Below are 26,059 nucleotides of genomic sequence, written 5' to 3' on the forward strand. Positions count from 1 at the left end.
ATAAGCGATGATGGCATTAGAAAATCTCGCTACCGCTTACTTAAAAAAAAGAACCTAGAAAAAAATGAGTTACAGAGCTTTTTGCTGAGCTTTTGATAAATACGAATTTAGATTTTTTCAATAAAGAGCTCTGAGTCCACATTCAGAGCCCTTTATTGATTGTCCACATTATGTCCCATGCCTAAATGGTGGTTTCCCTGTAAATAGCCTCACCTTACGAAGGCTACGGCAAAGTCCTACGTCTGATTCCTGCAAATTTCAATGGCCAGGTTGAGGAAGGATTAAACCATGGGTTCTTCATCTAAACTCGTAAAATATGCAACAAGAAATGATTTCAAGAAGTAAGCATTTGCTATTATTAAAAGATGGAAAAGTGAAGTCTGTTTTTAATAAAACTTTACTGATTTTTCTTTTTCTAAGCCAAAGCTTTTTAGCCATGGCCACAGTATGGCATGTAAAACCCATAGCCTCTGGTGATGAATCAGGTACTAGCTGGGCTAATGCCTCTAGCAGTTTGCAAGTTATGATGGATGCCACCTCTGCCGGAGACTTTATTTGGGTAGCCGCGGGTACTTATTTGCCCACATCTTCTCCTGATGGTGTTTCCACGAATAATCGTGATAAAAGTTTTCATTTATCAAAAAACATAAAAATTTATGGGGGTTTCGCTGGTACGGAAGAATTGCTTTCAGAACGTGATTGGATGACAAATGAGACCATACTTAGTGGCGATTTTGATGCCGATGATGTGGTTAGCGGCATAGGTGATAGTCTAATTATAAACAATAATGCCGAAAATGCTTATCATGTGTTTATGGTAACTACCGCTACTTCACCCATTTTAGATGGTTTAACCATAAAAGGAGGAAATGCCAATGGTTCCAGTTCAATCCAACTGAACGGCAACCAGTTTTTCAGGTCGGAGGGTGGAGGCATTTATGTACGTATAGGCAACATACAATTAGCCAACTTAACAATAATAGGGAATAATGGCGGTGGGCTAAATATTGACGGGTCTACGAATAACACAAGCATCGTAAATGTTAGGGTATTAAAAAATGTCAATCATGGCTTGAAAATTAATACTACAGTTGACATTCGTAATTCCACATTTTCGGGAAATAAAGGCCCCGGTATTTATCTTTACTCATTGGGGTACTCGTACATTAGAAACTCCATCATTTCCTATAATTCTGTTAGAGGCGTCTACGATAATCAATTAAATAATAGCTATATTAATTGTACTTTTTATGGAAATTCAGCGGAATATGGTGGTGGGCTTGGGCTTTTTAGGCTGTACTCAGTCGCGACTATCAAAAACTGTATTTTTTGGGACAATGAGGCTACAGGTACTTATTCAGGTGCTTCTACTACTAATGAAATATATTTTGATGAAACAGGAGAGGTACCTACGGTGCAATTTTGCCTAACACAGGAAGGGAGTCCATTCGGATCGGGATACGGCAATATCAATGACCAAGACCCCCTTCTAATTAATCCCGAGGGCGGTGATTTTAGGATTTTAGCTGGCTCACCGGTATTAGATGTAGGTAATAATGCTGCCATAAGTGGCGTCAGTACAGATATTGCCGGCAATGCCCGTATCCAAAATACCACCGTAGACATGGGTGCCTATGAAGGCATCACCATACCAGCTATTATTTATGTAGATAGCAGTGCTACTAGTGGTACAAAAAACGGTGCTTCTTGGGTAAATGCCTTTATAGATTTGCAAGATGCTATTGACAATCCCTACGGAACTACGGAAATATGGGTGGCCAAAGGCACGTATTATCCCACTCAAATACCAGATGGAAATACCATTGGGGTAAATGGCATAACTGTTAGAGACAAATCTTACCACTTAGCTACAGACATGCAAATCTATGGGGGCTTCGATGGATCGGAAACCATGCTTTCTGATCGGGATTGGACAACTAACGAGACCATTCTTAGTGGCGATTTTGGTGACAATGATGTGATATCAGGAAGTGGTGCCTCACTAAGTATAATCAATAATACTGAGAATGCTTACCATGTAATAATTACTGCTAATCTAACCAGTGCCGCTAAAATTGATGGTTTTACGGTGAAAGCAGGGAATGCTACTGATGTTGGAAACTTAGTATTTAATTCAAATGATTTCGATAAGGGTTATGGGGGGGGGCTGTATAATTTTTCTTCTTCACCAATTATAAGCAATGTTACCTTCCTAGGAAACTCAGCTCTCTATTTTGGCGGTGGGCTGTATAATTATTTTTTTTCTTCACCAAGTATAAGCAATGTTACCTTTCAAGGAAATGCAGCAGAATCTGGTGGTGGGCTGTTTAATCAATCTTCTTCTACTACTATCAGCAATGCTACCTTTCAAGGAAACTCAGCAACAACTTCTGGCGGTGGGCTCTATAATTTTTCTTCTTCTTCTACCACTATAAGCAATACTACCTTTCAAGGAAATGCAGCAGAATCTGGCGGTGGATTGTATAATTCTACTTATTCTTCACCAAGTATAAGCAATACTACCTTTCAAGGAAACTCAGCAACAGATAACGGTGGCGGGCTGTACAATAACGAATCTTCTTCTCCAAGTATCGTCAATTCTATTTTTTGGGAAAATTCTGGAAATGGGTTGCTGAATTCATTTTACAATGAAAATTCTTCTTTATCCATTAGTAATTCCTTAATTCCTGAAGCTGATTCTACGGCACTCAGTAATAACGCTAATGGCGGGATTACAAGTATTAACAATATGGTTTACAACCAAGCCCCACAATTTGTAGATGCCACCAACGGCGATTTAAGTTTAAGTGGATGCTCTCCAGCCATAAATACAGGAGACAATACCGCATGGATTGCCACAGGACTTTCCACAGATTTGGCAGGAAATGAAAGACCCTTTGGAACTAGCGTGGTAGATATGGGGGCTTATGAGTTTCAAGGAAATAACCCGTTTACCAATGCCATTTATGTAAAACACAATGCCACTGGCAATAATAATGGAAGCACCTGGGCCAATGCCTATAAAGACTTTCAATTGGGCATAGATAATCAGTGTGGTGATTTAGCTATTTGGGTGGCGGCAGGTACTTATTATCCTACTCAAGCACCAGATGGTACTGTCTCTACCGGGCCTTTGGACAGAAATAATGCCTTTCATTTAGCCCATAATATGGAAATTTACGGTGGTTTTAGGGGCACAGAAACTTTGCTTTCTGAGCGGGATTGGAAAGCAAATCCTACCAACCTAAACGGAGACCTTAATGAAGATGATATAGTTTCAGGAAGTGGAGCAACACTGTCCATTACAAATAATACCGAGAATGCCTACCATATATTGATAACAGCTAATTTGACCTCGGCTGCTATTATTGATGGTTTTTATATGAAAGCGGGGAATGCTGATGGTGCTGGAAACATTGTCTTTTCAACAAGAACTTTCTCTAAGAGTTTTGGGGGCGGGTTGTATAATTATTTATCTTCTCCTAGTATTAGCAATGTTACATTTCAAGAAAACGCTGCGTATTTCGGGGGTGGGCTGTATAATTCTTCTTCTAATCCTAGTATAATCAATACTACCTTTCATGAGAATTTAGTTTCTAATTCCGGGGGTGGGCTGTATAATAGTTTATCTTCTCCTACTATAAGTAATGCTATCTTCGAAGGAAACTCAGCTGATACCGGGGGTGGGCTGTATAGTGAATATTTCTCTCCTTCTATAAGTAATACCACTTTTAAAGGAAACTCAGCATTTGCAGGCGGTGGGGTGTTTAATGATAAATCTTCTCCAAGTATCATCAATTCTATTTTTTGGGAAAATTCAGGAAGTGGTCAGGGAAATTCTTTTTACAATCATTCTAGCTCATTAACCATAAGCCATTCCTTAATTCCTGAAGCTGATTCTACGGCACTCAGTAATAATTCAAATGGCGGAATTAGTAGTATTAGCAATATGGTTTACAACCAAAACCCCCAATTCGTAGATGCCGCTAATGGCTTCCTGCAATTAAAATGCAACTCTCCGGCCATAAATGCAGGAACTGCTACAGGAGCACCCGCGGAAGACATCACTGGCTTTACCAGAGTAGGTCTTCCAGATATGGGAGCTTATGAATACGGGCAGGCGGTAGTAGATATTCAAATACCCGATGGCACAAATCCAAGCCTAAGCGACATACCCATTTTAAAAGCCAACAGCCAAATCCTAAACACCAATAATGTGCTCTTCCAAGGGGTAAATAATGTACAGCTTTTACCTGGTTTCTCCGTAGCTCCTACAGGAGGAGCTGCTACTGTTTTCAGGGCTGAGATAGGGGGTGGGTGTCCTTAATCTTTTAATTCCGATAAATTCGGAGCAGAACTCTGTGCCCCCATTTTGGTGACAGAAATGGTTACCTATTTATAATTCTATTGACTACCTAGCCATAATAATGAGCCCTAATCCAATCACGTAAAGGGCTAACATCATATTCAATATGGCGGAAACGCCCTTAGGGGCTTCCTTGAATTCTTTCCAAATAAAAATTCCCCAGATAGCCGCTACAATGGTGGCTCCCTGACCAAGTCCATAAGAAATGGCCGGTCCGGCTTTATCGGAAGCTAAGATGCTGAAAGACATTCCTAAACACCAAACTAAACCGCCGAGAATTCCCATAAGATGATTCCTTCTGCCTCCATTGAAGTAGTCATTATATGAAACGGGTTTGCCTTCAAATGGCTTAAACATGAGCAAGGTATTGAAAATAATATTGCTTACGAAAATCCCGATACTGAAGACAAAAACAGCAGAATAGGGGCTAAGTTTTCCATTAATCGGCATGGCAAAGTCTGGAAACATTGAATTAGCTACATACTTATAGAAAAGCCCCATAAGAGCACCAGCCACCACAGCTAAAATAAGCCCTTTATTTGGTACTTTTTCTTGAGTCTGGGTAAGCTTTTTATAGGATATTGCATTCAGAATTATAGCAACAAGCACAAGACCAACACCTCCAAAGATCCAGATTGGATTGCCAACAGGAACATCTATATAGTTCACAATAACACCAATAACTAAGGCTAGCCCAATACCAATGGGAAATGCCACAGACATACCGGCAATAGAAATGGCCGCTACGAGAAGAATATTGGCCGCATTAAAAAGTATTCCTCCCCCAAATGCGGATATAATATTGGGCATTTCAGCTTGACCTAAGTCTTTTATAAAGGAACGGCCTTCGGTTCCTAAACTACCTGCCGTCAAAGCAAAAAGTAATGCAAAAATTACTATTCCTATAACATAATCCCAATAAAACAGCTCAAAACGCCAAGATGAGGAAGTTAGCTTTTGGGTGTTGGCCCAAGAGCCCCATGAGAGCATGGTGATGACACAAAAAAGAACTGCCAGTCCATATGATTGAATGATAAACATGATTATAGTTTTTGGGTTAATTGTCTAGGTCTTTTAAGTACGGAGCAGAACTCTGTGCTCCCATTCTGGTCACAGAAATGGCGGCAGCTTTATTGGCAAATGCGATGGACTCCTTCCAAGATTTGTTTTGTGCTAAGCTCACCGTTAAGGCACCATTAAAAACGTCGCCGGCTGCAGTAGTGTCAATGGCTTTCACCTTTTTGCTTTCTGTTAGGAAGCTTTCATTTTTTGAAGCATAAAATGCTCCTTGTTTTCCTAAGGTGATTATGATATTTTTAACGCCTTTATCCATTAAAATATCTGCTGCGATTTTACATTTTTCTATGGAGTCGGGATAGATACCAGTCAAGAGTTCTGTCTCTGTTTCGTTCGGGGTAATTAGAAAGAGTCCTTCTAAAATGTTTGCGGATAAGGCATTGGCTGGAGCAGGGTTAAGTACGAGATTCTTATTATACTTTTTTGCCAAATTAACAATGGTCTCAGTACTCGCTAGCGGGATTTCTAATTGGGTTAAAATAATGTCAGCATTTGCAAAAGAGGACTCTAATTTTAGAATCTTTTCAGGAATCAAACTGGCGTTTGCTCCAGGGGCGACCACTATCGTGTTTTCTGCATTTTCATTGACGGTAATGACCGCTACTCCAGAAGGTTTGTTTTCTTCCAAACTTATAAGTGAAGTGTCAATTTTATCTTTTTCAAAACCTTCCAGAGATTGTTTGCCAAAAACATCATTTCCTAAATTGCATACAAAGGTCACTTGTCCGCCAAGTCTGGCTGCAGATACCGCCTGATTTGCCCCTTTTCCGCCTGGGAAAAGGAAAAAATCACCTCCTAAAATGGTTTCGCCAGGTTTAGGGAGTCTGGTGGTTTTTACCACCATGTCTGTGTTGGCACTACCTATGACTAAGATTTTTGGATTTTTCATACGGGTTATTTTGTATTAGGGAGGGTGTAATGTTCCATTCGGTTATAAAAGTCTGTCATCAAACTTTCTATATCAAAGTTTTCCCAAAGCGTGATTTTCCTTGCATTGTTTGGTCTTTCTTTCCACTCGTTATTTTCTAAAATTGGGGCAGGTATTCCTCTGGCAACACCCCATGCTGGATTTTTGATAATGGCTACTGCCACCATATCGAAAAGTGGTCTTGAAGGTGGTGTTCCATGTAAGGTAATATGATCAAAAAGGTCGATAGCGTAATCGCCAAAATGTTTAAAAGTGCCACCGTGCCTTCCTGTAATTTCTTCTGTAGCTTCAGGTCCTAATCCTGGCATTTTTTTTTGAATATCCGATTGGAGAGCTTTCACGGCATCTGTACCAGAAGGTTCGCCATATCTTACGGTCACCATTTCAAAAGGGATATTGGAGTCCAGCAAATAATTCATAGATGCAGGGTCACTGTTTTGATTGTATTCTCCAGGCTTAGGATAGTTAGAACCAAGCCAAACCAATCTTACTTTTTCAGCAAAAGTGGGGTCTTGTTTTACCGCCAAAGCAACATTGGTCAATTTACCAACAGCTATTATAGTCAACGGGCCTTTATTGGCAGATTCAATCATAAAGTCCACGGCATCCGAACCGTCGTTTCTTAGTGAATCAGAAGCTATAATTTCTTCAAAATTGGCATTAGCTCCATTTAAGAGGGGAATTTGTCCATTTAAATTATAGAGTTTTAAGATCCGCTCTGCCTCATTATAATGTTCTTCAATTTCTCCTCCGCTAGGTGTGGCGTTTACAGTAACCCCTTTGATGTCAAAAAACTCGCCATTACTTAAGAGGTAAGCTAAAGCATGCTGGTCGTCGAGTTCATTATTGGCATCGGTATCAAAAATGACGGTGATTTTTTCTTTACTAGGATCTTTTTTACAGGCAATAAAGAGAAGGAGTGAACAGAGAAAGAGTAAACTTAATTTTTTCATATTGGGTCAAATAAATGTTAGGTCTAAGCCTCATTAATAATAATGGGTCATTAAAACTATTTATAATTTCATTTCTATACTAGCAGAATGCTTGATTCATTTTTTTCGTAAATTCACCCGTCTATTCAACCATATTATTAAATGATTTATTTAAGAGTGCTCCTGATGCTATTCATCGGAGTTGCAGTGCAGGCTCAAAAAAGGCCTAATGTAGTTTTTATTCTAGCGGACGATTTGGGTTATCATGACCTTGGCTATACAGGCAGCAGTTATTACGAAACACCAAACATTGATGGCCTCGCTTCTAGGAGTTTAAACTTTATCAATGGTTATGCCGCTAGTCGGGTTTGCAGCCCATCAAGAGCCGCCATCATGACAGGGAAGTCGCCGGCTCGATTACATATAACAGACTGGATTGGAGCAAAATCGGGTACGGATTGGCGTACGGTTGGACGAGAAAACAAGCTTTTACCGGCTTCTTATATTCACCAGCTACCGCAAGAAGAAACGACTATGGCTGAAGCTTTCAAAGCACAGGGATACCGTACGTTTTTTGCAGGTAAATGGCATTTAGGTGGTGAAGGTTCTTATCCAGAAGATCATGGTTTTGATATTAATATTGGAGGTTACCATGCTGGTAGTCCGTTTGGCGGATATTTTTCGCCTTATGAAAACCCTAAAATGAAAGATGGAGAAAATGGAGAGAATCTATCCATTAGGCTTGCCAACGAAACAGCCAATTTTATTTCAGAAAATAAAGAAAAGCCTTTCTTCGCATTTTTATCTTTTTACGCAGTACATGGTCCTATCCAGACGACAGAAGAGAAGTGGCAAAAATATCAAAACAAAGCAAAGAAGGCGGGTATAGCGGATTCAGGTTTTGAAATGGAAAGGGTTTTACCCATTCGTCAGCATCAGGATAATCCTGTTTATGGTGGGCTCGTAGAAACCATGGATGATGCCGTAGGAATAGTGCTTAAAAGACTTGAAGAACTTGGTCTGGCTGAAAACACCATCGTCGTTTTTACTTCGGATAATGGGGGCGTGGCTTCTGGAGATGCGTTTTCTACCTCAAATGCTCCACTTCGTGGAGGTAAAGGGTATCAGTGGGAGGGAGGCATAAAAGAGCCTTTTTTAATATCTGTTCCAGGCCTTACTCCTAGAAAAATCTCAGATAAAGTGATTGGTATGGATTTCTATCCCACGCTTTTAGATTTGGCAGGTTTGTCTGCCATAGAAGGTCAGTATTTAGATGGTATGAGTCTTTTACCTATTATTAAACAAGAAAAGGAGATCTCTAGAGATTTGTTTTGGCACTATCCGCATTATGGAAACCAGGGCGGCGAGCCTTCTTCCATGATTAGATCGGGTAATTGGAAGCTTATTCATTATTGGGAAGACGAAAGAAACGAACTTTATAATCTTGAAAAAGACCCTGAAGAAAGAATTGACCTAAGCCAAAGTCAATCTGTAAAAACAGCGGAACTGTTGACAAAATTGAAAGCATGGTTAAATACTTCTGAAGCAACGTTTGCTGCCCAAGATCCTATTTTTGACCAAAGAAAATATAATGCTGTTCTAGAAAAGAACAAAAAGATATTACTACCTAAATTAGAAAAAGAAAGAAAGCAAATGTTGTCAGAAAGTTACAAACCCAACGCAGATTGGTGGGGGAGTAGAGGTACTGATGATTGATCCCTATTCAGTAATTTTATATAATTCAACCCTATTAAATGAAATCAATTTACATCATAGTAGCCCTTTTTATAGGGCTAAACTTCGCTATGGGGCAAGGCATACCTTTGCCAGAGCATCCAAGACCAGACTTTGAAAGAACAAACTGGCAAAACTTAAATGGCATTTGGGAATTCGAATTTGACAGCCTTAATGTAGGTCTCAGTAAAAACTGGACTTCCGGAACTGCAGATTTTTCCAAAGAAATAAACGTGCCTTTTCCGTGGGGTTCTAAACTTTCGGGAGTAGCAGATGAGGCCGATATAGCTTGGTACAAAAAAAGCATTACTGTTTCTGAAAACTGGAAAGGAAAACGTACTTTTTTCACGATTGGTGCTTCCGATTGGGAGACTACGGTTTGGCTTGATGGAAAACTTTTGGGAAAACATGAAGGAGGCTACACGCCATTTTCTTTTGATTTGACAGAGCATTTGACCTACGGAAAAACTCAAAACTTGGTGGTAAGAGTGGATGACGCCCGTAGAATGTTTACACTTTACGGTAAGCAAGGTTACGGAAATGCCAGAGGGATTTGGCAAACGGCCTACCTAGAGGCAAGAGGAGCTACCTATATAGATTACCTTCATTTTATTCCAGATATTGACAAAGGGCAATTTACCATCAAAGGAGAGCTAGGGCAGGCGACTATGAAAGAGGAAACCCTTGAACTCTCTGTGGCAGGTGTAGGAAATGCTTTTAAGACTATAATTAAGGCGGGTCAAAAAAGTTTTGAAGCGACCTTTGATTTAGCCAATGCACATTTATGGTCTATAGAAGATCCATATCTTTATGAGGTTACCGCTATGGTGGCAGACGACAAAGTAAAATCTTATTTTGGTATGCGTAAGATATCGGTGACCAATTTACCGGGTACAGATATTCCCTATGTGGCACTCAATAATAAGCCACTTTATCTGCAACTGACACTAGACCAGTCTTACCATCCAGACGGATTTTATACTTTTCCTTCCGATGAGTTTATGAAAAATGAGATTCAGTTATGTAAGGATATTGGTCTAAATGGACTTAGAACGCACATCAAAATAGACATTCCAAGAAAGCTTTACTGGGCAGATAAACTAGGCCTTTTAGTCATGGCGGATTTGCCAAATAGCTGGGGAGAACCAGACGCTGACGCTCAAAAGGAATCGGAGTATACCCTTCGTGAAATGATAAAGCGTGACTTTAATCATCCTTCTATTTTCTCTTGGATTACCTTTAACGAGACCTGGGGCTTGAAGACGAAAGTTAAAAACGAGAATGGCAAGCTTCAAGAAAAATACTTGCCTAAAACACAGTATTGGGTGGCGTCTATGTATTATTTAGCTAAGTCTTTAGACCAGACACGTTTGGTGGAAGACAACTCTATTTGCTGTGGAGCAGGACATACCGAAACGGACATTAATTCTTGGCATTCCTATTTGCCAGGCTATGAATGGGAGGCTTTTATGACCAATTTAGATAAAAACACCTTTGCTGGCAGCACATCAGATTTTAAGGAAGGATTTGCTCAAGGAAATCAGCCTATGATAAATTCTGAATGTGGTAACGTTTGGGGTTATGACGGTAGCACGGGAGATATAGATTGGAGTTATGACTACCACAGAATGATGAATGTTTTCAGACAGCATCCCAAGATGGCTGGTTGGTTATATACCGAGCATCATGATGTTATTAATGAGTGGAATGGCTACTGGCGTTTCGATAGAACCATGAAGTATACGGGTTTGAATGAAATAGTAAAGGGGATGAAAGACAAAGATTTTCATTCACTTTTTTATGTTTCTACAGGCCAAGATATAACCCAAACTGCCAAAGCTGGTGCTATGGCATCTGTGCCCGTTTTTATTTCGTGCCATACCGGTGAGGTGCTTCCGCAATCTAAAATGACGCTAACGTATCAAGTGACTGGGATAGACGTTTTAGGGAATAACGTAAGCATGCCAGCCGAATCTAAAACAATAGATTATACACCTTGGATGCAAAAAAGAGAGGCTCCTTTAAGTGTTAAAATGCCAGAAAATGATGGCTTATATACGGTGGCTCTAATATTGAAGGATATGAATGGAAGAGCACTCCATCATAATTTTATGAACTTCAAAGTGGGTGGAGGTAAGCTACCAACGGGCTTTTCTGTATTAGAGGTATCACCGAAAGCGGTTAAAAAAGCAGATTGGTCTATAAAAAGTTGGGACGTCATGGATGGTCTGAAAATGAATGGTACCGGAAACGGTTCTTTTGAGTATGTGTTTAGCGGAGATGTTAAAAATGTAAAGTCAGGTTACCTTTTGATGGAGCTAGGAGCCAAGGAGCTTTTTGCAAAAGACAGAGGTGGTATAGATTTGATTGATATGGATTATATGTTGGGTGCCATTGCGGAGCCAAGTCAAAACAAAAACGCATATCCTATGACCGATGAAACCAAATTTCCTTCAAAAGTTTCGGTGGCCATTAATGGCGTGACGCTAAAAAATGTAAGCTTAGAAGATGATCCAGCAGATCACAGAGGAATATTGAGCTGGCATAGCCAAAAAGAAGACGGACTCCTTCATGAAGCGGGTAGTTATGGGTATATGCTTAAAGTGCCACTTACGCAAAACCAATTAAAGGCTTTGAAAAAGGATGGGCAGCTTACGGTTAAATTGACCGTTAATAACGGCGGTGGTTTAGCCGTTTATGGGAAAGACTTTGGTCGTTATCCGTTTAACCCTAGTTTGGTTTTAAATTCAGATAAATAAGGATATTAAGAGAATCAAAAGGTCTTGGAAAACAGGTAAGTTGGTGTCTATTTATAAAACGGCACTTGATATTAGCCTTTAAGGGAATAAAGGCAGCATATAAAAATTGGCGGCTTGTCGTAAATCGGGTCGCATAAGAGAGCGTTTAGGTCTAATTTTGCAAGACAATAACCTGTTGAAATGCAAAAACTAACGCTCTCTTTTCTTTTTCTATTTAGTCTGATAACCGTTCAGGCTCAGATTGTAAAAGTCGCTCCTGAAAGCCCCAGTGTAGATGACGAAATAGAAATTCTGTTTGATGCTTCCAAAGGCACGGCAGGTTTGCTGAATGCTACTTCTGTTTATATGCATTCTGGTGTCGTATTAACGGGGCCTGTTGGTACTTCTTGGGAGTATGTGATTGGGAATTGGGGCAAAGATGATGGCATTGGAAAAATGACCAAAGTGATAGGAGAGCAAAATCTCTGGTCTATTAAAATTCCGAAGGTCAGAGAGTACTATGGCGTACCAGTTAGCAGCACCGTCTTTAGATTATCCATGGTTTTTAGAAACGCAGATGGAAGTAAGGAAGGTAAAGGCACGGCTGGTAATTTTAACGGAGGCACAGTTTCTTCCAATGGCGACATATTTATTGATTTGGATGTCAGTAATTATGTTCAAATCACGGCACCACTAAACACGACTGTTTATTTTACAGAGAAACAAGCTCAAACTTTTGCAGCTAAGGCTTCATCTGTTGCTAGTAAGCTTTCCTTATATTTAGACTTCGGAAAAGGCTTTGAATTGCTAAAATCTGTTGAGAATCAGCAAGAAATTAAGGCAGAATATATACCAAGCCAAACGGGTAAAGTTGAAATCTTAGCAGAAGCTATCTTTGAGTCTGACACCCAAAAAATAACTAAGAATTATCAATTTGTGATTCGTAGAACCATAAGTACAAAAGAACTTCCGGCTGGGATTAGAAAAGGGATAAATTACCTAGAAGATGCCTCAAAGGCCATTTTGGTGTTAGAAGCTCCAGGGAAGGAATTTGCCCATGTAGTCGGAGATTTTAATAATTGGGAAATAAAGGATGAGTTCTTGATGAATCAAACGCCTGATGGTGAAATGTTTTGGTTGGAGCTCAGTGACCTTACTCCGGGCAAGGAATATGTTTTTCAGTATTGGTTAGGAGAGGACATAAAAGTGGGTGATCCCTATGCCGATAAGGTGGCAGACCCGTGGAACGACGAGTACATTGAACCAAGTGTTTATCCAAATTTGCCCACCTATGATAGAAGAGATTTTGGCGTAGCTACTGTTTTACAAACAGGTCAAAAAGCTTTTGAATGGCGGGATTCTGAAAGTTCTTGGTCAAAGCCAGCAAAGGAAAATTTGATTATTTATGAGCTATTGGTTAGAGACTTTATTGGCTCCCATAATTATAAGGACCTTTCAGATACGCTGAGCTATTTGAAAAAACTGGGCGTAAACGCCATAGAACTAATGCCTATTATGGAATTTGAGGGTAATGAAAGTTGGGGTTATAATCCCAGTTACTTTTTTGCCCCAGATAAATATTATGGGTCTAAGAATGCTTTAAAGAATTTTATTCAAACGGCACATGAACAGGGTTTTGCGGTGATATTGGATATGGTGCTTAATCATGCTTACGGTCAAAACCCGATGGTGAAAATGTATTGGGATAAGACTAAAAACAAGCCGGCCATCAATAGCCCATGGTTTAACCAAGATGCTACACATCCTTTTAGTGTTGGATATGACTTTAACCATGAGAGTCCTTATACACAGTCTTTTGTAGATGACGTAAATATGTATTGGCTCAAAGAATTTCACTTTGATGGTTATCGTTTTGACCTTTCTAAGGGTTTTACACAAACGCAGAATTCAAATAATGTAGATAAGTGGGGGCAGAAGGATGACACTAGAATTGCTATTTTAAAAAGGATGGCGTCGAAGATTTGGGAGAAGGATAAGGATGCCTATGTGATTTTAGAGCACTTTGCAGCGGCTGCGGAGGAAGATGAATTGCAACAAGCAGGAATGCTAACATGGGGGAATCATACACACAGTTATGGTGATTTATTGACAGGAAACACGTCTTCTAACATTTCTGGTGCAGATGACCATGGGATGGTTTCCTATATGGAGAGTCATGATGAAGAAAGACTCATGTATAAGGCCGATAATAGTTTGGTCAAAACCACCACTTACGCAATTCATGATGAATTGGTAGCTTTAAATAGGATTAAGATGTTGGCCGCTTTTTTCTATCCTTTGCCAGGTCCTAAAATGATGTGGCAGTTTCAGGAATTGGGATATGATGTAGGTATAGACTTTAATGGTAGAGTGGGGGTCAAACCACAAGTTTGGGGAGAAAACGGGCTTGCCTATTATAAGCAAGAAGAGCGTCAGAAATTATTGGAAGCTCATGCCGCTATCATTGGTTTAGTTCAAAACCATAGGGCTACATTTTCTGATGGCAAGTTGACAAAAACATTAAGCGGTAGCATCAAGCAGCTCAGTTTTGAAGCCGATGAAATGGACGCTGTCATTATTGGGAATTTCGATATTGAAGAGCAATCCAAAGAAGTGACTTTCCCTGCTTCAGGAACTTGGTTTAGCTATTTCTCTACCGACTCTTTAGTGCTTTCTGGTAATAAGACCACGGTGAAGCTAAGCCCCGGTGAGTTTCAAATATACACCACTAAAAAAATGGAAGCGAGGAAGGATCTAGTCACTGTTTTTGACCCGATCGTTTTTACGGAGGCTGATATTTTTTCTGGCAGTATGGATGTGACACTTTATTTGAAAGCGAATCTTGCTCAAAGTTTAGGTGCAAAGGACTTTAAGGACTTGGCGGATATTTATTTGGTTGGTGGCGTGGTGACGGATGGCCCCAATGGCGTGAAGCTGAAATATAAAGTCGATAATATTTCATCTAAAAATCAGCTTTCTTTAGGCTCTGCGGAGCAAAATATCTGGCAAATAGCCATGAACCCTAGAAGCTTTTTCGGGGTACCAGAAAATGAAGAAATTTTCAGAATAGGGCTTTATTTTTCTAGTAAGGATACTTTAACAAAGGGCTTGGGCTATGGAAATGAAATCATTTGGTTGAATTTGAAATCGGAAGGTGATGTGGTGAAAGTAAACCCTGAAGCGTTTTATAAGGATACCCCTATTACGATAACTTTGGATGCAGCCCTGGCAGGAACAAATGGTACGGCTGGCTTAACGGGTGCCAGTGAGATTTATATGCATGCAGGTATTATTACCAATGCTGCTGCCAGTCAAGATTGGGGATATACCGTTGGCAACTGGGGGAAAGATGATGGCATAGGGAAAATGAAGAAGGTGGCAGGTTCAGATAGCAAATGGGAAATCACGATAACACCCAATAAGTATTTTGCAGCAGTGCCTACAAGTGCTACTTGGTATAGAATAGGCATGGTTTTTAGAAATGGAGCTGGAACGCTAGAAGGGAAGAACAGAGAGAATGCAGATATATTCATCAATTTCGCAGAAATGGAGAAGGAGTTAATTTTAGCGGCAGAGCCAATTATCCAGAAAATTCTCATTTACCCGAACCCAACCAATGGGGTACTGAAAATAGAATCTAAAGAGAGCATTTACGGGGTCTCATTATATACCTTATCCGGTAATTTGGTAAAGAAGTTTAGCAATACATCAGATTTAAGAATAGACGGTTTAGCAGCAGGAAGCTATCTTTTGGAGGTGTATTCAAAGAGCGGAAAAACGACGAAGAGGATATTTTTGCGTTAGTATTTTTCGTAAAAATATTCGAAAGAAAGATTTCTATAAAGCGGCTTAGTGGTTTCTTGATTGATATGTTCGTATCCAATATTTTTAACTAAAAAGCCATCCGAGTTAAAGCTATTGGTGAGCATTTTCTTGTCAGATAAGATTCTTTCACCGTTGATTGTTTTGTAGGTGACTATCAGTTTTTCAATTCCCTTTCTATAATCGAAAGCCTTGATTTTTGGAAAGCCCTTGAATTTTGGAAGGGCAGATTGCGGCAAGCCGTTTTTCTCGAGCGTATAGTCTTGTTCAAAAACCAATTTGCCATCTTGAAACTTTTCATATCTTTTTAGAAGGAGATTCTGATCTAAATAGGTCTTTTCGTTTTCTTGTGTAAAGATGTATCCATCACTGATTTTTACCAGTTGTTCCGGAACTTCGTCATCGTAGTTTACCACTGTTTTATTTCCGGAGCTTAGGGAAAAGAAAATGGTGGTTAGGAGTCTTCCAGCATTGTCATATCTATATTCTCTGACATTATTTCCTTGGTTTTCTATGGATAAAAGGCCGTTCCTATATTCATATGTAGTCGTTGTGGTGGCCGTGAGTCTTATACTTAGAGCGTCTTGTATTTTTTTGATAAGGTAGCCTTCTTTGTCGTAGCTATAAGAAATAGTTGTTTTTACAGGTATTATCTGATTTGAGCTCAAAAGATAGGTCGTATCATTTTGTTTTTCCGCTACTAAATGGTTGGCATCGTTGTATATGTAGGTGCCCGTGTAGACTTCTATTTTATCTGCCTCAGAATGCACATACCTATAGCTTTTAAGTCTTGTGGATTCCCTTTGAGGTACCTCTGTTTTCTCACAGGCCCAAAGTGCACAAAGCAATAGAAAAAATGGTAGCGGTCGGCTCATAAAGATGTTGATTATCTCTAAGTTACGTCTTTATGAGCAACAGCTATCTAAAACAATAAAAAATACTAGAGCCTTTTCTTACTTCTTTCTGAAGAGAACCGTAATCGTTACACCTTCAAAACCGAAATGCTCTCTAATTTGATTCTTTAAAAATCGCTCGTAAGCCTCACGAATATACTGAGGTAAATTACAGAAGAAAACGAAGGTAGGCGAAGGCGTTGGTAACTGCATCACATATTTAATTTTGATGTATTTACCTTTCAATGCTGGAGGGGGTGTTCTTTCTATAATAGGAAGCATGACCTCATTGATCTTTGAAGTAGGAATTTTCATTCCTCTACCTTCATGAACTTCCATCGCTTTTTCAATCACTTGAAAAATACGCTGTTTGTTTAGTGCCGAGGCAAAAACCATAGGCATATAGTTCATAGGTGCTAACCTTTCCAGAATTTCTTTCTTCATCTGGTCAGCGGTTTTAGAGCTTTTCTCCACCAAATCCCATTTGTTCATCATCAGCACTATGCCTTTCTTGGCATTATGTGCATGAGAAATAATGTGCATATCCTGAGCCTCTAAACCCCTTTCTGCATCCAAAAGAATAATACAAACCTGAGCACTCTCCATAGCTTTCAAGCTTCGAAGGACAGAGTAGAATTCTATGCTCTCTTGCACCTTTGCTTTTTTACGAATTCCAGCCGTATCTGTTAAGATAAAGTGGTTTCCATAAAGTTTGTAATGCGTGTCTATGGCGTCTCTAGTAGTACCAGCAATATCGGTTACGATACTCCTGTCTTTTCCCAAAAGAGCGTTCAAGAAGGAAGATTTTCCTGCATTTGGTCTACCTAGAATAGCGATCCTCGGAATACCCTCATCTGGATTCTCTATGCCGTCATCTTCAAAATGCTTGACCACTTCGTCCAATAACTCACCGGTTCCTGATCCATCTGTAGAAGAGATTGGGAAAACTTCTCCCATACCCAGAGAATAAAATTCAGGGGCTACCAATGATTGTCTTTCAAATGTTTCCGCTTTGTTGGCGACCACAATGATTGGCTTTTTAGAACGACGAAGCACATTGGCAAAGTCATTGTCTAAGTCTATCAAACCAGTCATGGTATCTACTACAAAAAGCACCACAGTGGCTTCGTCTAATGCTAAGGCTACTTGATCTCTAATGGCTCCTTCGAAAGTGTCTTCCGAGCCTACCACATACCCACCTGTATCTATTACTGTAAAATATTTTTCTGTCCATACAGACTCACCATAATGGCGGTCTCTTGTAACCCCCGATTCGTTATCGGTGATGGCCATACGTTGCTCTATTAACCTGTTGAATAAGGTTGATTTGCCTACATTTGGGCGTCCAACTATTGCTACGATATTTGCCATAATAATTCCTTTACTTTTCTAAAATTAACCCCTTTTTCTCAAAAGGGCTGCAAAGATACTGAAAGAAAGAGTATTATGCTTGGCAATGTCCTTTTTTCGGTATATGGAGCGAATAAAGGTGCAGGGCAATCATGTAATAGTGCAATAAAACCCTTTGTGTTTTCTTAAAACATACTAGAAAACTCTTGGTAAGAGATTAGAAACAAGGCTACTAGAGCCAATACAAAGCCTATTTTGTTGATTTGTTTCAGTTTTTCCTTAAAAAAGAGGGCTGCCACCACGGCAGATAAAACAATGACCCCAATGTTGTAAATAGGGTAAACAAAAGCACCACTATTTCCAAAAGAGGTAAGTGCGAGTATGATCAAGTAAAACGATAAGAAATTGGGAATGCCCAGAGAAACGGCAGCCAGAGCGTTTTTCCATTGCCACTTTTCTTTGTGTTTTATTAAGCTAAATATCAATAGAATAACGCCTGCTATGGCGGCTCCCAAAACCATAACCAAAGTGACAGGAATCGTTAATTCAGGATTTGGGATAAATGCTAAATTCAGGTAATTGATGGCCGAATTGGTGATTCCATACATCAGAAACACTCCTAATGGCAAATACCAGCTAGATAAAGAAGAACTTAATCCACTTTTAGATTTTTGATAAGTGGCTAAGCCCACCGCCACAATGGCCAAGAAAAGTCCAAAATAATTAAAAATGTCAAAAGCCTTTCCGTAGGTTTCTAAAAGTAGTAAACTGACGAGTACGGGTATAACTAGAGAAACATTATTTGCTAAAGAAGTAATGGTAATTCCTGCTTTCTGTGTAGATAAGCCAGATAAAACAAAAGTGATGATAAAACCGACCCCTAGTGCTAAGCAATACCATGTCCAGTTTTGAGACAAGTCTAGGGTGAAAGATTGCCCTGCTGGCATGAGCAACATTCCTGTTGCAAAACAAACGATGTAGTTTAAACAAATGGCATGCAGGGTATTGACTTCAAACCTTGGGAATAGTCTGAAATTAACCAATAACAAAACCGAAAATAGAATGCTTAGAAGAAGGTAAATCATTTTATGCTAATGTGGTGTTCTTTTCAGGTTGCAATTGAAAATTTATGACTTCTATAGCCCAGTTAGGATAGAATTTGGTCGGGCCATCTATTAATACCCAAATCGCTTTATTTTGTCTTTTTTTAAACGCCAATCTGGTTCCACTTTGATGTACTGCTGAAGGAATACTTTCTTTTCGAAGAATGCCTCCATCTCTTCTCTCCCCTCTGTGCCTACTTTCTTAATTCTCTCCCCTTTATGTCCAAGTAAAATTGCTCTCTGTGAAGCTCGCTCCACATAAATCTCGGCATAGATTCTTATGATATCATCGTCTTCCTTAAATTCCGTTATGACCACCTCGCAACTATAAGGAATCTCTTTTTTGTAGTTGGTGAAAATTTTCTCACGCAGTATTTCGGCCGCAAAAAATCTTTCAGGTTTGTCTGTAAGGGCATCTTTTGGGAAATATGGCGGATGAATAGGCAGTAGTTTTACAACCGTTTCAAAAAGTCCTTCCACGCCAATGTTTTCAAGAGCAGAAATACTCAGAATTTCTCTTGGGTTTAGAATGGATTTCCAATGCTCTATTTTTTCTTCTACCTGCTCTTGGGTAGCCAAGTCAATCTTATTGATGATTAAAAGCAGTGGAGCGTCAGATTTTCCTAGTTTTTGGATAACATCTTCTTCGTCGTATTTCTCAAAAATATCTGTGACAAAAAGCACTACGTCTGCGTCTTCTAGCGAGCCATGCACAAATTCCATCATGGTGTTGTGCAGTTCGTACATCGGTTTAATAATACCAGGGGTATCAGAATAAACCAGCTGAAACTCATCGCCATCCATTTCGCCATTAACAATACCCATTATTCTATGACGGGTAGTTTGAGCCTTGGAAGTTATGATAGATAGCTTCTCGCCCACCAATTGGTTCATCAAAGTAGATTTCCCCACGTTTGGTTTACCAATAATACTTATAAAACCAGCTTTGTGTTTTTTTGTCATAGGGCAAAGATAAGGGGTATAGGATGAATTTATTCTACTTCTTGTTTCAAGAAAAGATTATTTAGGTACGAAGCATAATTATAAAATTGTCTCAAGGCATGTAGCCCTTAGCTTGGATTGTCTATGCTGTGATTATTTTTTATAATTTTAGGTCTGTATGAAATACAACTTTGAATTTATATCTGATAGGAATGTGAATTTAGATAAGGTGATTGCCTTAGGAGATTCAAATAAAAGAACTTTAGGGCACCTTCCACGAGGAGCGTTTAAAGAAATTGCTAGAAAAAGAAATATTTTGGTTGCTAGTAAAGGAGAGGAGGTGCTCGGGTATTTGCTTTTTAGAGTTAACCAAGGAAGACAGGCTTTGATAATAGTTCATCTGTGTGTAAAAAAAGAACATAGAGGTAAGGGGTTGTCAACATACTTAGTTGATGAAATAATAAAAATATATGGTCAGAAGTTTTCTAGTATTGGGTTAACATGCAGAGATGACTATGAACATGCGGTTCAATTTTGGTCAAGGTATGGTTTTCAACAAGGCTATTCGAAAAGAAGTAGGAGTATTAAAGAGCACTTTTCTACATATTGGTTTATACCCTTGAGGGAGGACCTTTTTAGTCAATCTTTTACTACTGCTACAATAAAGTGTGTCCTTGATGCTAATATTATTGTCAAACTTCGTGATGATGTGGATGATAGTGAGATACAAGCTCTGAAAGCCGACTGGATTACAAAAGAAGTAGATTTCTATTATACTAGAGAACTACTTTCAGAGTTTCAACGAGATAACAATATTGATAGGCGTAATCGGTCGTTTAATTTTCTTAGAGCAAGTTTTGAGCCAATAGATAACCCAGATAATGATGAAAGCGAAGCGATCTATAAAGAGCTGAAAGTTTTCTTACACACTTTAGATACGGTTAATAATATTTCAGACAGAAGGCAGCTGGCCGAAGCAATTGTTTCAAAAGTGCAATATTTTATAACTTTAGATGAGCATATTTTAGAGTGTTCTGATAGAATTGAATCTGAGTTTAACCTTGCTGTTGTGACACCTTTGGAATTCATAATTTCGATTGATAAAATTGAAAACTATGCTGACTATCAACCCAAAAGATTGGGGGGAGTTGATATAGTTTATAGAAAGGCAAATTTCGATGAGGTTGAAGATGTGCGGAGATTTTTTCAGAATAGTAGGGAGAGCGAAAGAAAATCGGAATTTGCTGGTGTTTTAAAAAAGCTGTGCAGCGAAGAATTATCTAACTTAATGCTAACTAAAAAAGGGGATTCTTTTCTCGGATTATTTGGATACGAAATAACTGACGACAAAGTTGTTGTCCGAGTGCTTAGAACCATAGATACAAGCCTTGGTAATATTTTATTTAAACAACTTTTATCAGAGAGTATTAGTATTGCAAAAACTAGTAAAGCATGTTCTATAATTTTAGAGAATAAGTATTTGACTCAAGAGAAGTCCAACATTCTATATGCTATGGGCTTTAGAGTAACAGGATTAAGTTGGGAGAAAGTGTTGAGATATGGAATTGTAAGTAGTTATAGTTTAATAGGTTCAAATGTTGGTGATATTGTAAAGCTTTACTCATTTGAACGTTTGTTTTTCCCAGTGAAAATTAAAGAGCTAGATATTCCAACTTTTATAATACCTATAAAGGCTCATTGGGCATCGGAACTCTTTGACTATGTTTCGGCTGATGCAACATTGCTCGGAAGCAAGCCTGAACTGACGTGGAATAGAGAGAATGTTTATTATAGGAGTGCTCAAAAATGTGGTATTGTACCTAATAGTAGGATATTATGGTATTTAAGTGGCCAGAAAAATAATGCAAGGAATCAATGCATAATTGGTTGTTCCTACTTAGATGATGTTGAGATTGATAAGCCAAAAGTTTTATGGGCAAAATATAAAAGAATTGGAGTTTATGACTGGAAGCATATTTATAAACAAGCTAAGGGTGATATTGAAAACGAAATAATGGCAATAAGTTTCAGTGATACCGAAATCTTTAATAGACCAATTTCTTTAAATAGAATTCAAAAGGAATTAAAGAATAAGTCAACATTTCAGTCCCCTTTGAAGGTAACTAACACTATTTTTGAGGAGATATATAAACTAGGCAATGAAATTTTATAAAAACGAGAACGACATACTTTTCCTATCCATAAAGCCGGAGTTTGCAAAAAAAATCTTTGAAGGAACGAAGCGTGTTGAACTTCGGAAATCTAGGCCTAAGGTGCAGGTAGGAGATAGTGTTATTATTTATGTTACAAACCCCGTGAAAGCCGTACGTGGAATTTTTAGAGTGAAAGGCCTTATTGAAAGTAAACCAGAAGATTTGTGGAGCAGTCATCGTGAGTATTTAGGGATAGATCTTCAGTCTTTTAAAAATTATTACGAGGGTAGTATTCTTAGTATTGGAATTGAAATAGAAGAAGTAATTGAATTTAAAAATGAAGTTTCATTAGAAACTATTAGGAAATTCATACCTAAGTTTACTCCTCCTCAGACCTTTAGATATTTTTCCCCAAGTTTAGTTTCAGATTTTCTATGAAAGGGATTTCTGGACAGAATTAGACACAAAAAAAGAGGTCAGTAGACTTCTTTTTCCTTTCGAGTAGTAGGCTTGAAATTATGAGCCCAACTAGCTGCCAACTGCTCCATCCCGTAATAATTGGAGTAATTTTCTTTTTATAAACTATGGATTACTAGAATTAAAAACAGCACCAGGTTCGGTATCAAAGCCGCCTAAAATTTCTACAAAACCGCAAGTGATATGGTCTGCTGACCTAACGGTGACCGTGTGTTCATTTTGAATGAGAACCTTTTCGGTTAAGTTTGGAACACGACCAAGGTTCCAGGTTGTTGGATTCATCCAGTCGCCAGATTGAACACTTTTTATATTATCACTTAAAACCAAAGTGGGCTCAAAACTACCATAGGTTATTGGATTGGCTACACTTGGGCTCAGTTCAAACCAATCTTGTAAAATGTCTTGGTAAACGCGACGGAAATCTATCTGCATTTTAAGGTTGTATTGGCCAGACTCTACAGAAAGATCTGAAAGGTTTGGGTTGGTGCCTATTATCCTTTTCTTTATGGCATTTCCAAAAATAAACATGGGAGCAGCTACACCATGATCGGTGCCCTTACTTGCATTAGAATTTACCCTTCTTCCAAATTCAGAATAGGTCATGCCTATTATTTTATCAGCTATGTTTTGCTGCTCAATATCAGATTGGAAAGCAGCAATGGCAGAAGATAATTCCCCTAATAATTTACTGTGATCGCCGGTGGTAGGATCGTTTTCAACCTGACCACTGTGTGTATCGTAGCCCCCTTGGGTTACCATGTATACTTTGGTTTTTAAACCTCCATGAATTAGTCGTGAAACTATTTTTAGTTGGTCTGCCACAGAATTATTGCTGGGATACGTGGCTATATTGGTACCTGCAAGTGCCGCATTCTTTATTTCTGAAGCGTAGGCGATGGAGAGCGTTTGCTGTTTTCTTATAAATTTGACCAAATCTCCTGCTTCGCAACAGGGCAAATCTGCAGGAGGTAAAATACCACCTTCGCCAATTAACGTTGCGAATTCCTCAGGGTTGCTTACCGCCACAGCCATGGATTGACTTGGCCCAGCCAATAATGTGGAAGTTAAGTATCCTATCTGTAGGGCTATTGGATCTTCCATGGCGGCAGTGGGATAACCATTTGGGTAATTAGGGTATTTCCCATCCAGATAACGACCAATCCAACCCGTGTTTCCTGTGACGTTTGAAGGTGTTCCGGTAATCATGATTTCATCAGACCGATAATGCGAAAAGTTCGGATTAGGATAGGATACCGAGTTTATGATGGACAGTTTACCATTATTGTACAATTGTTGCATGCCGGTCATTGCTGGATGGAAACCCGTAGCAAAGGTGTCATTGAGCGGCAGTACATTGTTTTGTGGAATAGCAATATTACTTCTGAAGCCTTGATACAGGCCGTATTGATCTAATGGAATAACGGTGTTTAACCCGTCGTTTCCTCCATTCATGTTGATAATTACCAAAACCCGGTCTTCCGTTAAAGCATTGTTTTGGAGTAGGTTTTGGACAAATTGAGAATGGTTAGCAAAAGCATGAAAACCTTGACCTTCTAGCATTAAAGGAATTGAAAATAAGCTAGCCTTTTTTATAAAATTTCTTCTTTTCATCAAGTTAGTTGGAATTCAGCCATGCGTAGTAAATATTTCATTAAGTCAGTGATACGAGCGTTCACTGCTGCCAGTTTTGTGGTATTTGCTCCCGGTGGATATTCAAAGGTCCAGTCATTTCGAGGCAAACTCTTCATCATAATGATGTCGGTTAAGAAGTCCTTTTGGCTGGTGTTTAGAGGAATGGCAAATAAATTATTTGTGATTTTTTCAACTACCAGAAGCGGGCTTCCGGAAGTGTTATTCATGGCTTCATGTGTAAGTGCTAATAAGTCTATGCCGAGAAAGTAATTTGAATTGATTTCAAATGTTCCATTGGCTATGTCATCCGTAAATGAACTTCGCTGTGCCAATGATGTGGAGTTAATCCAGTTCCTACCTAAGCCTGTTTGATAGTAAGGTTCATAACCAAAGACGGTTGGCTGTTGGAGAATGGCCATTTGCATATTATTGGTTTTCTCATAAATGTAATTCACGTAGTTGTAGAAACTCGTGGAATCGCTAGAGCTGACAAAGGGAGCGGGAAGTTCAAAGAAACGCAATGCTCCAATTATTAAATCTACAGGCGACTTGACAAGAGAGCCAATATTGGAAACATCATAAAAGTGCTGTGATTTTAGCAGTTTTTTAATCACAGGATTGATTTCAAAGTTGCTATTTACAAATAGCGTTGCCAATGGTATAATTACATTGGTTTCAATATCGAGAGTTACGTCTGTGTGAACAAACCATCGGTAAAGTTTACGACATATAAATTTTGGTGATTCTGGATGACTGACCAGCATATCTATCAAGCTATCCAGTTCTACTTGAGCATTGGAATTGCCCGTGATTGATGTGTTTCCGTAATGTGAAGAAAAAGTTTTGTTCGTAATGTCGTGATTACTTGAGTTGAAAAGGTATGAATGGCCATAGTTGGTGAAATTGTCTTTCCAGCCCGTTAAAACCTTTGCCGCTTCTTTAATGTCGTCTTCCACATAATTAGGCTGGTTATTATAGTCTGTTGCCCCTACTACAAATAATTCCTGTAACTCGCGTGCATAGTTTTCGTTGGGTGCTCCTTCTATATTTTCGTTGCCATTCAGATACCGTAGCATGGCGGGCGATTTGGTGATACTGTCCACGAATGTTTTGAAGTTACCCAAGGCGTTCTCTCGTATTATTTTCAAATAGTAATAAGTGCCACGGTATTCGTCGACCGTTTCTGTGTTGGTAACAAAGTGATTTTGCCAGAAAAGGCTCATTTTCTCCAAAACAGAAGGAGCTACAGACGTGTCAACCATTTTAGCTATCCACCAATATTTGACATATTTCCAGTAGCGAAAATTGTTGCTCAAATCAACCCAGATCTCTACAAATGGTAAGCCGCTTGTGTCAGGAATAGGTTCTGGGCTATATCTGACCGGCCAGATGCTTGCAGGATTCCTAGGCGTGGCATAATTGGTAGGGTCGTTTTCGCATACCGGAGGAGCCTCGCTATAATGATTGTAAGTACATGCATTGCCTGGAGGGCGGGAAGGTCCAATATTACAGTTGCTAATTAGTAGGTCTACTGCTGCATTGGCCGTCATTCCTGTGAATTGGGTAATCTCGGCTTGTGTGGGGCCCATCGTTGCCCTTCTTAATAAATGAGCAGCTTGCTGGCTACTTAATGTACCAGTGAATAAGTCTAAGTAAGGCATTATTGATTGTATGGATTTAAAAAAATTGCTAAGACGGCGGAAATGTAAGTGAATAGAAAGAAAGGAAAAAATTAAATTATTTTACGGTCAACCCTGCTTTGGGTAAGATATGAGCTACTAGAATACGGGTCAAGAGCAAAATCTGGGGGATGAGTTCTTTAAGCATAAATTTGACATAGTCTAAAAAGGAAGAATTCAATACTCCTGACACCTCTAAACCTAGATCTAAAAGCTTTGATTTTCGCATTGAA

General features: G+C 39.1%; 15 protein-coding genes. 6 read left to right on the forward strand and 9 right to left on the reverse strand.

Features of this window, described 5'->3' with window-relative positions:
• Window positions 1-316 precede the first annotated feature (316 nt).
• Window positions 317-4,327, forward strand: coding sequence for a beta strand repeat-containing protein (locus ACTBZY_RS20640; RefSeq protein WP_463048278.1), 4,011 nt, complete (start codon window positions 317-319; stop codon window positions 4,325-4,327).
• Window positions 4,328-4,411: 84 nt separating this feature from the next.
• Here ACTBZY_RS20640 and ACTBZY_RS20645 read toward each other — a convergent pair whose 3' ends face one another.
• Genes ACTBZY_RS20645 through ACTBZY_RS20655 form a run of 3 tightly spaced genes read right to left on the reverse strand, consistent with a single transcriptional unit; the run spans window position 4,412 to window position 7,324 of the window.
• On the reverse strand, window positions 4,412-5,407 hold the full coding sequence (locus ACTBZY_RS20645; RefSeq protein WP_463048279.1) for a GRP family sugar transporter: 996 nt from the start codon (window positions 5,405-5,407) through the stop codon (window positions 4,412-4,414).
• A 16-nt stretch (window positions 5,408-5,423) separates the two neighbouring features.
• The gene (rbsK, locus tag ACTBZY_RS20650) at window positions 5,424-6,332 is read right to left on the reverse strand and encodes a ribokinase (RefSeq protein ID WP_463048280.1); all 909 of its coding nucleotides are present in this window, start codon (window positions 6,330-6,332) and stop codon (window positions 5,424-5,426) included.
• A 5-nt stretch (window positions 6,333-6,337) separates the two neighbouring features.
• Window positions 6,338-7,324 (reverse strand): nucleoside hydrolase, encoded by a 987-nt coding sequence (locus ACTBZY_RS20655; protein ID WP_463048282.1) that lies wholly within the window; start codon window positions 7,322-7,324, stop codon window positions 6,338-6,340.
• A 141-nt stretch (window positions 7,325-7,465) separates the two neighbouring features.
• Here ACTBZY_RS20655 and ACTBZY_RS20660 point away from each other — a divergent pair, with 141 nt between their 5' ends.
• From ACTBZY_RS20660 to ACTBZY_RS20670, 3 genes are all read left to right on the forward strand, one after another.
• Complete coding sequence (locus tag ACTBZY_RS20660) at window positions 7,466-9,019, forward strand: sulfatase (protein ID WP_463048283.1); 1,554 nt, start codon at window positions 7,466-7,468, stop codon at window positions 9,017-9,019.
• 38 nt (window positions 9,020-9,057) lie between these two features.
• Window positions 9,058-11,796 carry a glycoside hydrolase family 2 protein gene (locus ACTBZY_RS20665; RefSeq protein WP_463048284.1) on the forward strand — a complete coding sequence of 913 codons (2,739 nt, stop codon included), beginning with the start codon at window positions 9,058-9,060 and terminating at the stop codon, window positions 11,794-11,796.
• A 180-nt stretch (window positions 11,797-11,976) separates the two neighbouring features.
• On the forward strand, window positions 11,977-15,579 hold the full coding sequence (locus ACTBZY_RS20670; protein WP_463048285.1) for a DUF4961 domain-containing protein: 3,603 nt from the start codon (window positions 11,977-11,979) through the stop codon (window positions 15,577-15,579).
• On the opposite strand, the gene ACTBZY_RS20675 is transcribed toward ACTBZY_RS20670, so the two are convergent.
• The 4 genes from ACTBZY_RS20675 to era all read right to left on the reverse strand — a co-directional run bounded on the left by ACTBZY_RS20675 (window position 15,576) and on the right by era (window position 19,906).
• On the reverse strand, window positions 15,576-16,472 hold the full coding sequence (locus ACTBZY_RS20675) for a hypothetical protein (protein WP_463048286.1): 897 nt from the start codon (window positions 16,470-16,472) through the stop codon (window positions 15,576-15,578). The two genes, ACTBZY_RS20670 and ACTBZY_RS20675, sit on opposite strands and share 4 nt — an antisense overlap.
• A gap of 78 nt (window positions 16,473-16,550) precedes the next feature.
• A complete protein-coding gene (der, locus tag ACTBZY_RS20680; protein ID WP_463048287.1) occupies window positions 16,551-17,861 on the reverse strand; it encodes a ribosome biogenesis GTPase Der in 1,311 nt (436 codons plus the stop codon).
• A gap of 164 nt (window positions 17,862-18,025) precedes the next feature.
• Window positions 18,026-18,925, reverse strand: a complete 900-nt coding sequence (locus ACTBZY_RS20685) for an EamA family transporter (protein ID WP_463048288.1) — start codon at window positions 18,923-18,925, stop codon at window positions 18,026-18,028.
• 90 nt (window positions 18,926-19,015) lie between these two features.
• On the reverse strand, window positions 19,016-19,906 hold the full coding sequence (gene era, locus ACTBZY_RS20690; protein ID WP_463048289.1) for a GTPase Era: 891 nt from the start codon (window positions 19,904-19,906) through the stop codon (window positions 19,016-19,018).
• Window positions 19,907-20,063: 157 nt separating this feature from the next.
• On the opposite strand from era, the gene ACTBZY_RS20695 reads away from it, so the two are divergent.
• On the forward strand, window positions 20,064-22,058 hold the full coding sequence (locus tag ACTBZY_RS20695) for a GNAT family N-acetyltransferase (RefSeq protein ID WP_463048290.1): 1,995 nt from the start codon (window positions 20,064-20,066) through the stop codon (window positions 22,056-22,058).
• Window positions 22,045-22,476: an ASCH domain-containing protein gene (locus tag ACTBZY_RS20700; RefSeq protein ID WP_463048291.1), complete on the forward strand. Its 432-nt coding sequence runs from the start codon at window positions 22,045-22,047 to the stop codon at window positions 22,474-22,476. Before ACTBZY_RS20695 ends, ACTBZY_RS20700 begins: the two co-directional genes overlap by 14 nt.
• 144 nt (window positions 22,477-22,620) lie before the next feature.
• Here ACTBZY_RS20700 and ACTBZY_RS20705 read toward each other — a convergent pair whose 3' ends face one another.
• The gene (locus ACTBZY_RS20705) at window positions 22,621-24,126 is read right to left on the reverse strand and encodes a DUF1501 domain-containing protein (RefSeq protein ID WP_463048292.1); all 1,506 of its coding nucleotides are present in this window, start codon (window positions 24,124-24,126) and stop codon (window positions 22,621-22,623) included.
• Window positions 24,126-25,808 carry a DUF1800 domain-containing protein gene (locus ACTBZY_RS20710; protein WP_463048293.1) on the reverse strand — a complete coding sequence of 561 codons (1,683 nt, stop codon included), beginning with the start codon at window positions 25,806-25,808 and terminating at the stop codon, window positions 24,126-24,128. Before ACTBZY_RS20710 ends, ACTBZY_RS20705 begins: the two co-directional genes overlap by 1 nt.
• Window positions 25,809-26,059: the final 251 nt, after the last annotated feature.

Source organism: Arcticibacterium sp., from assembly GCF_055134445.1.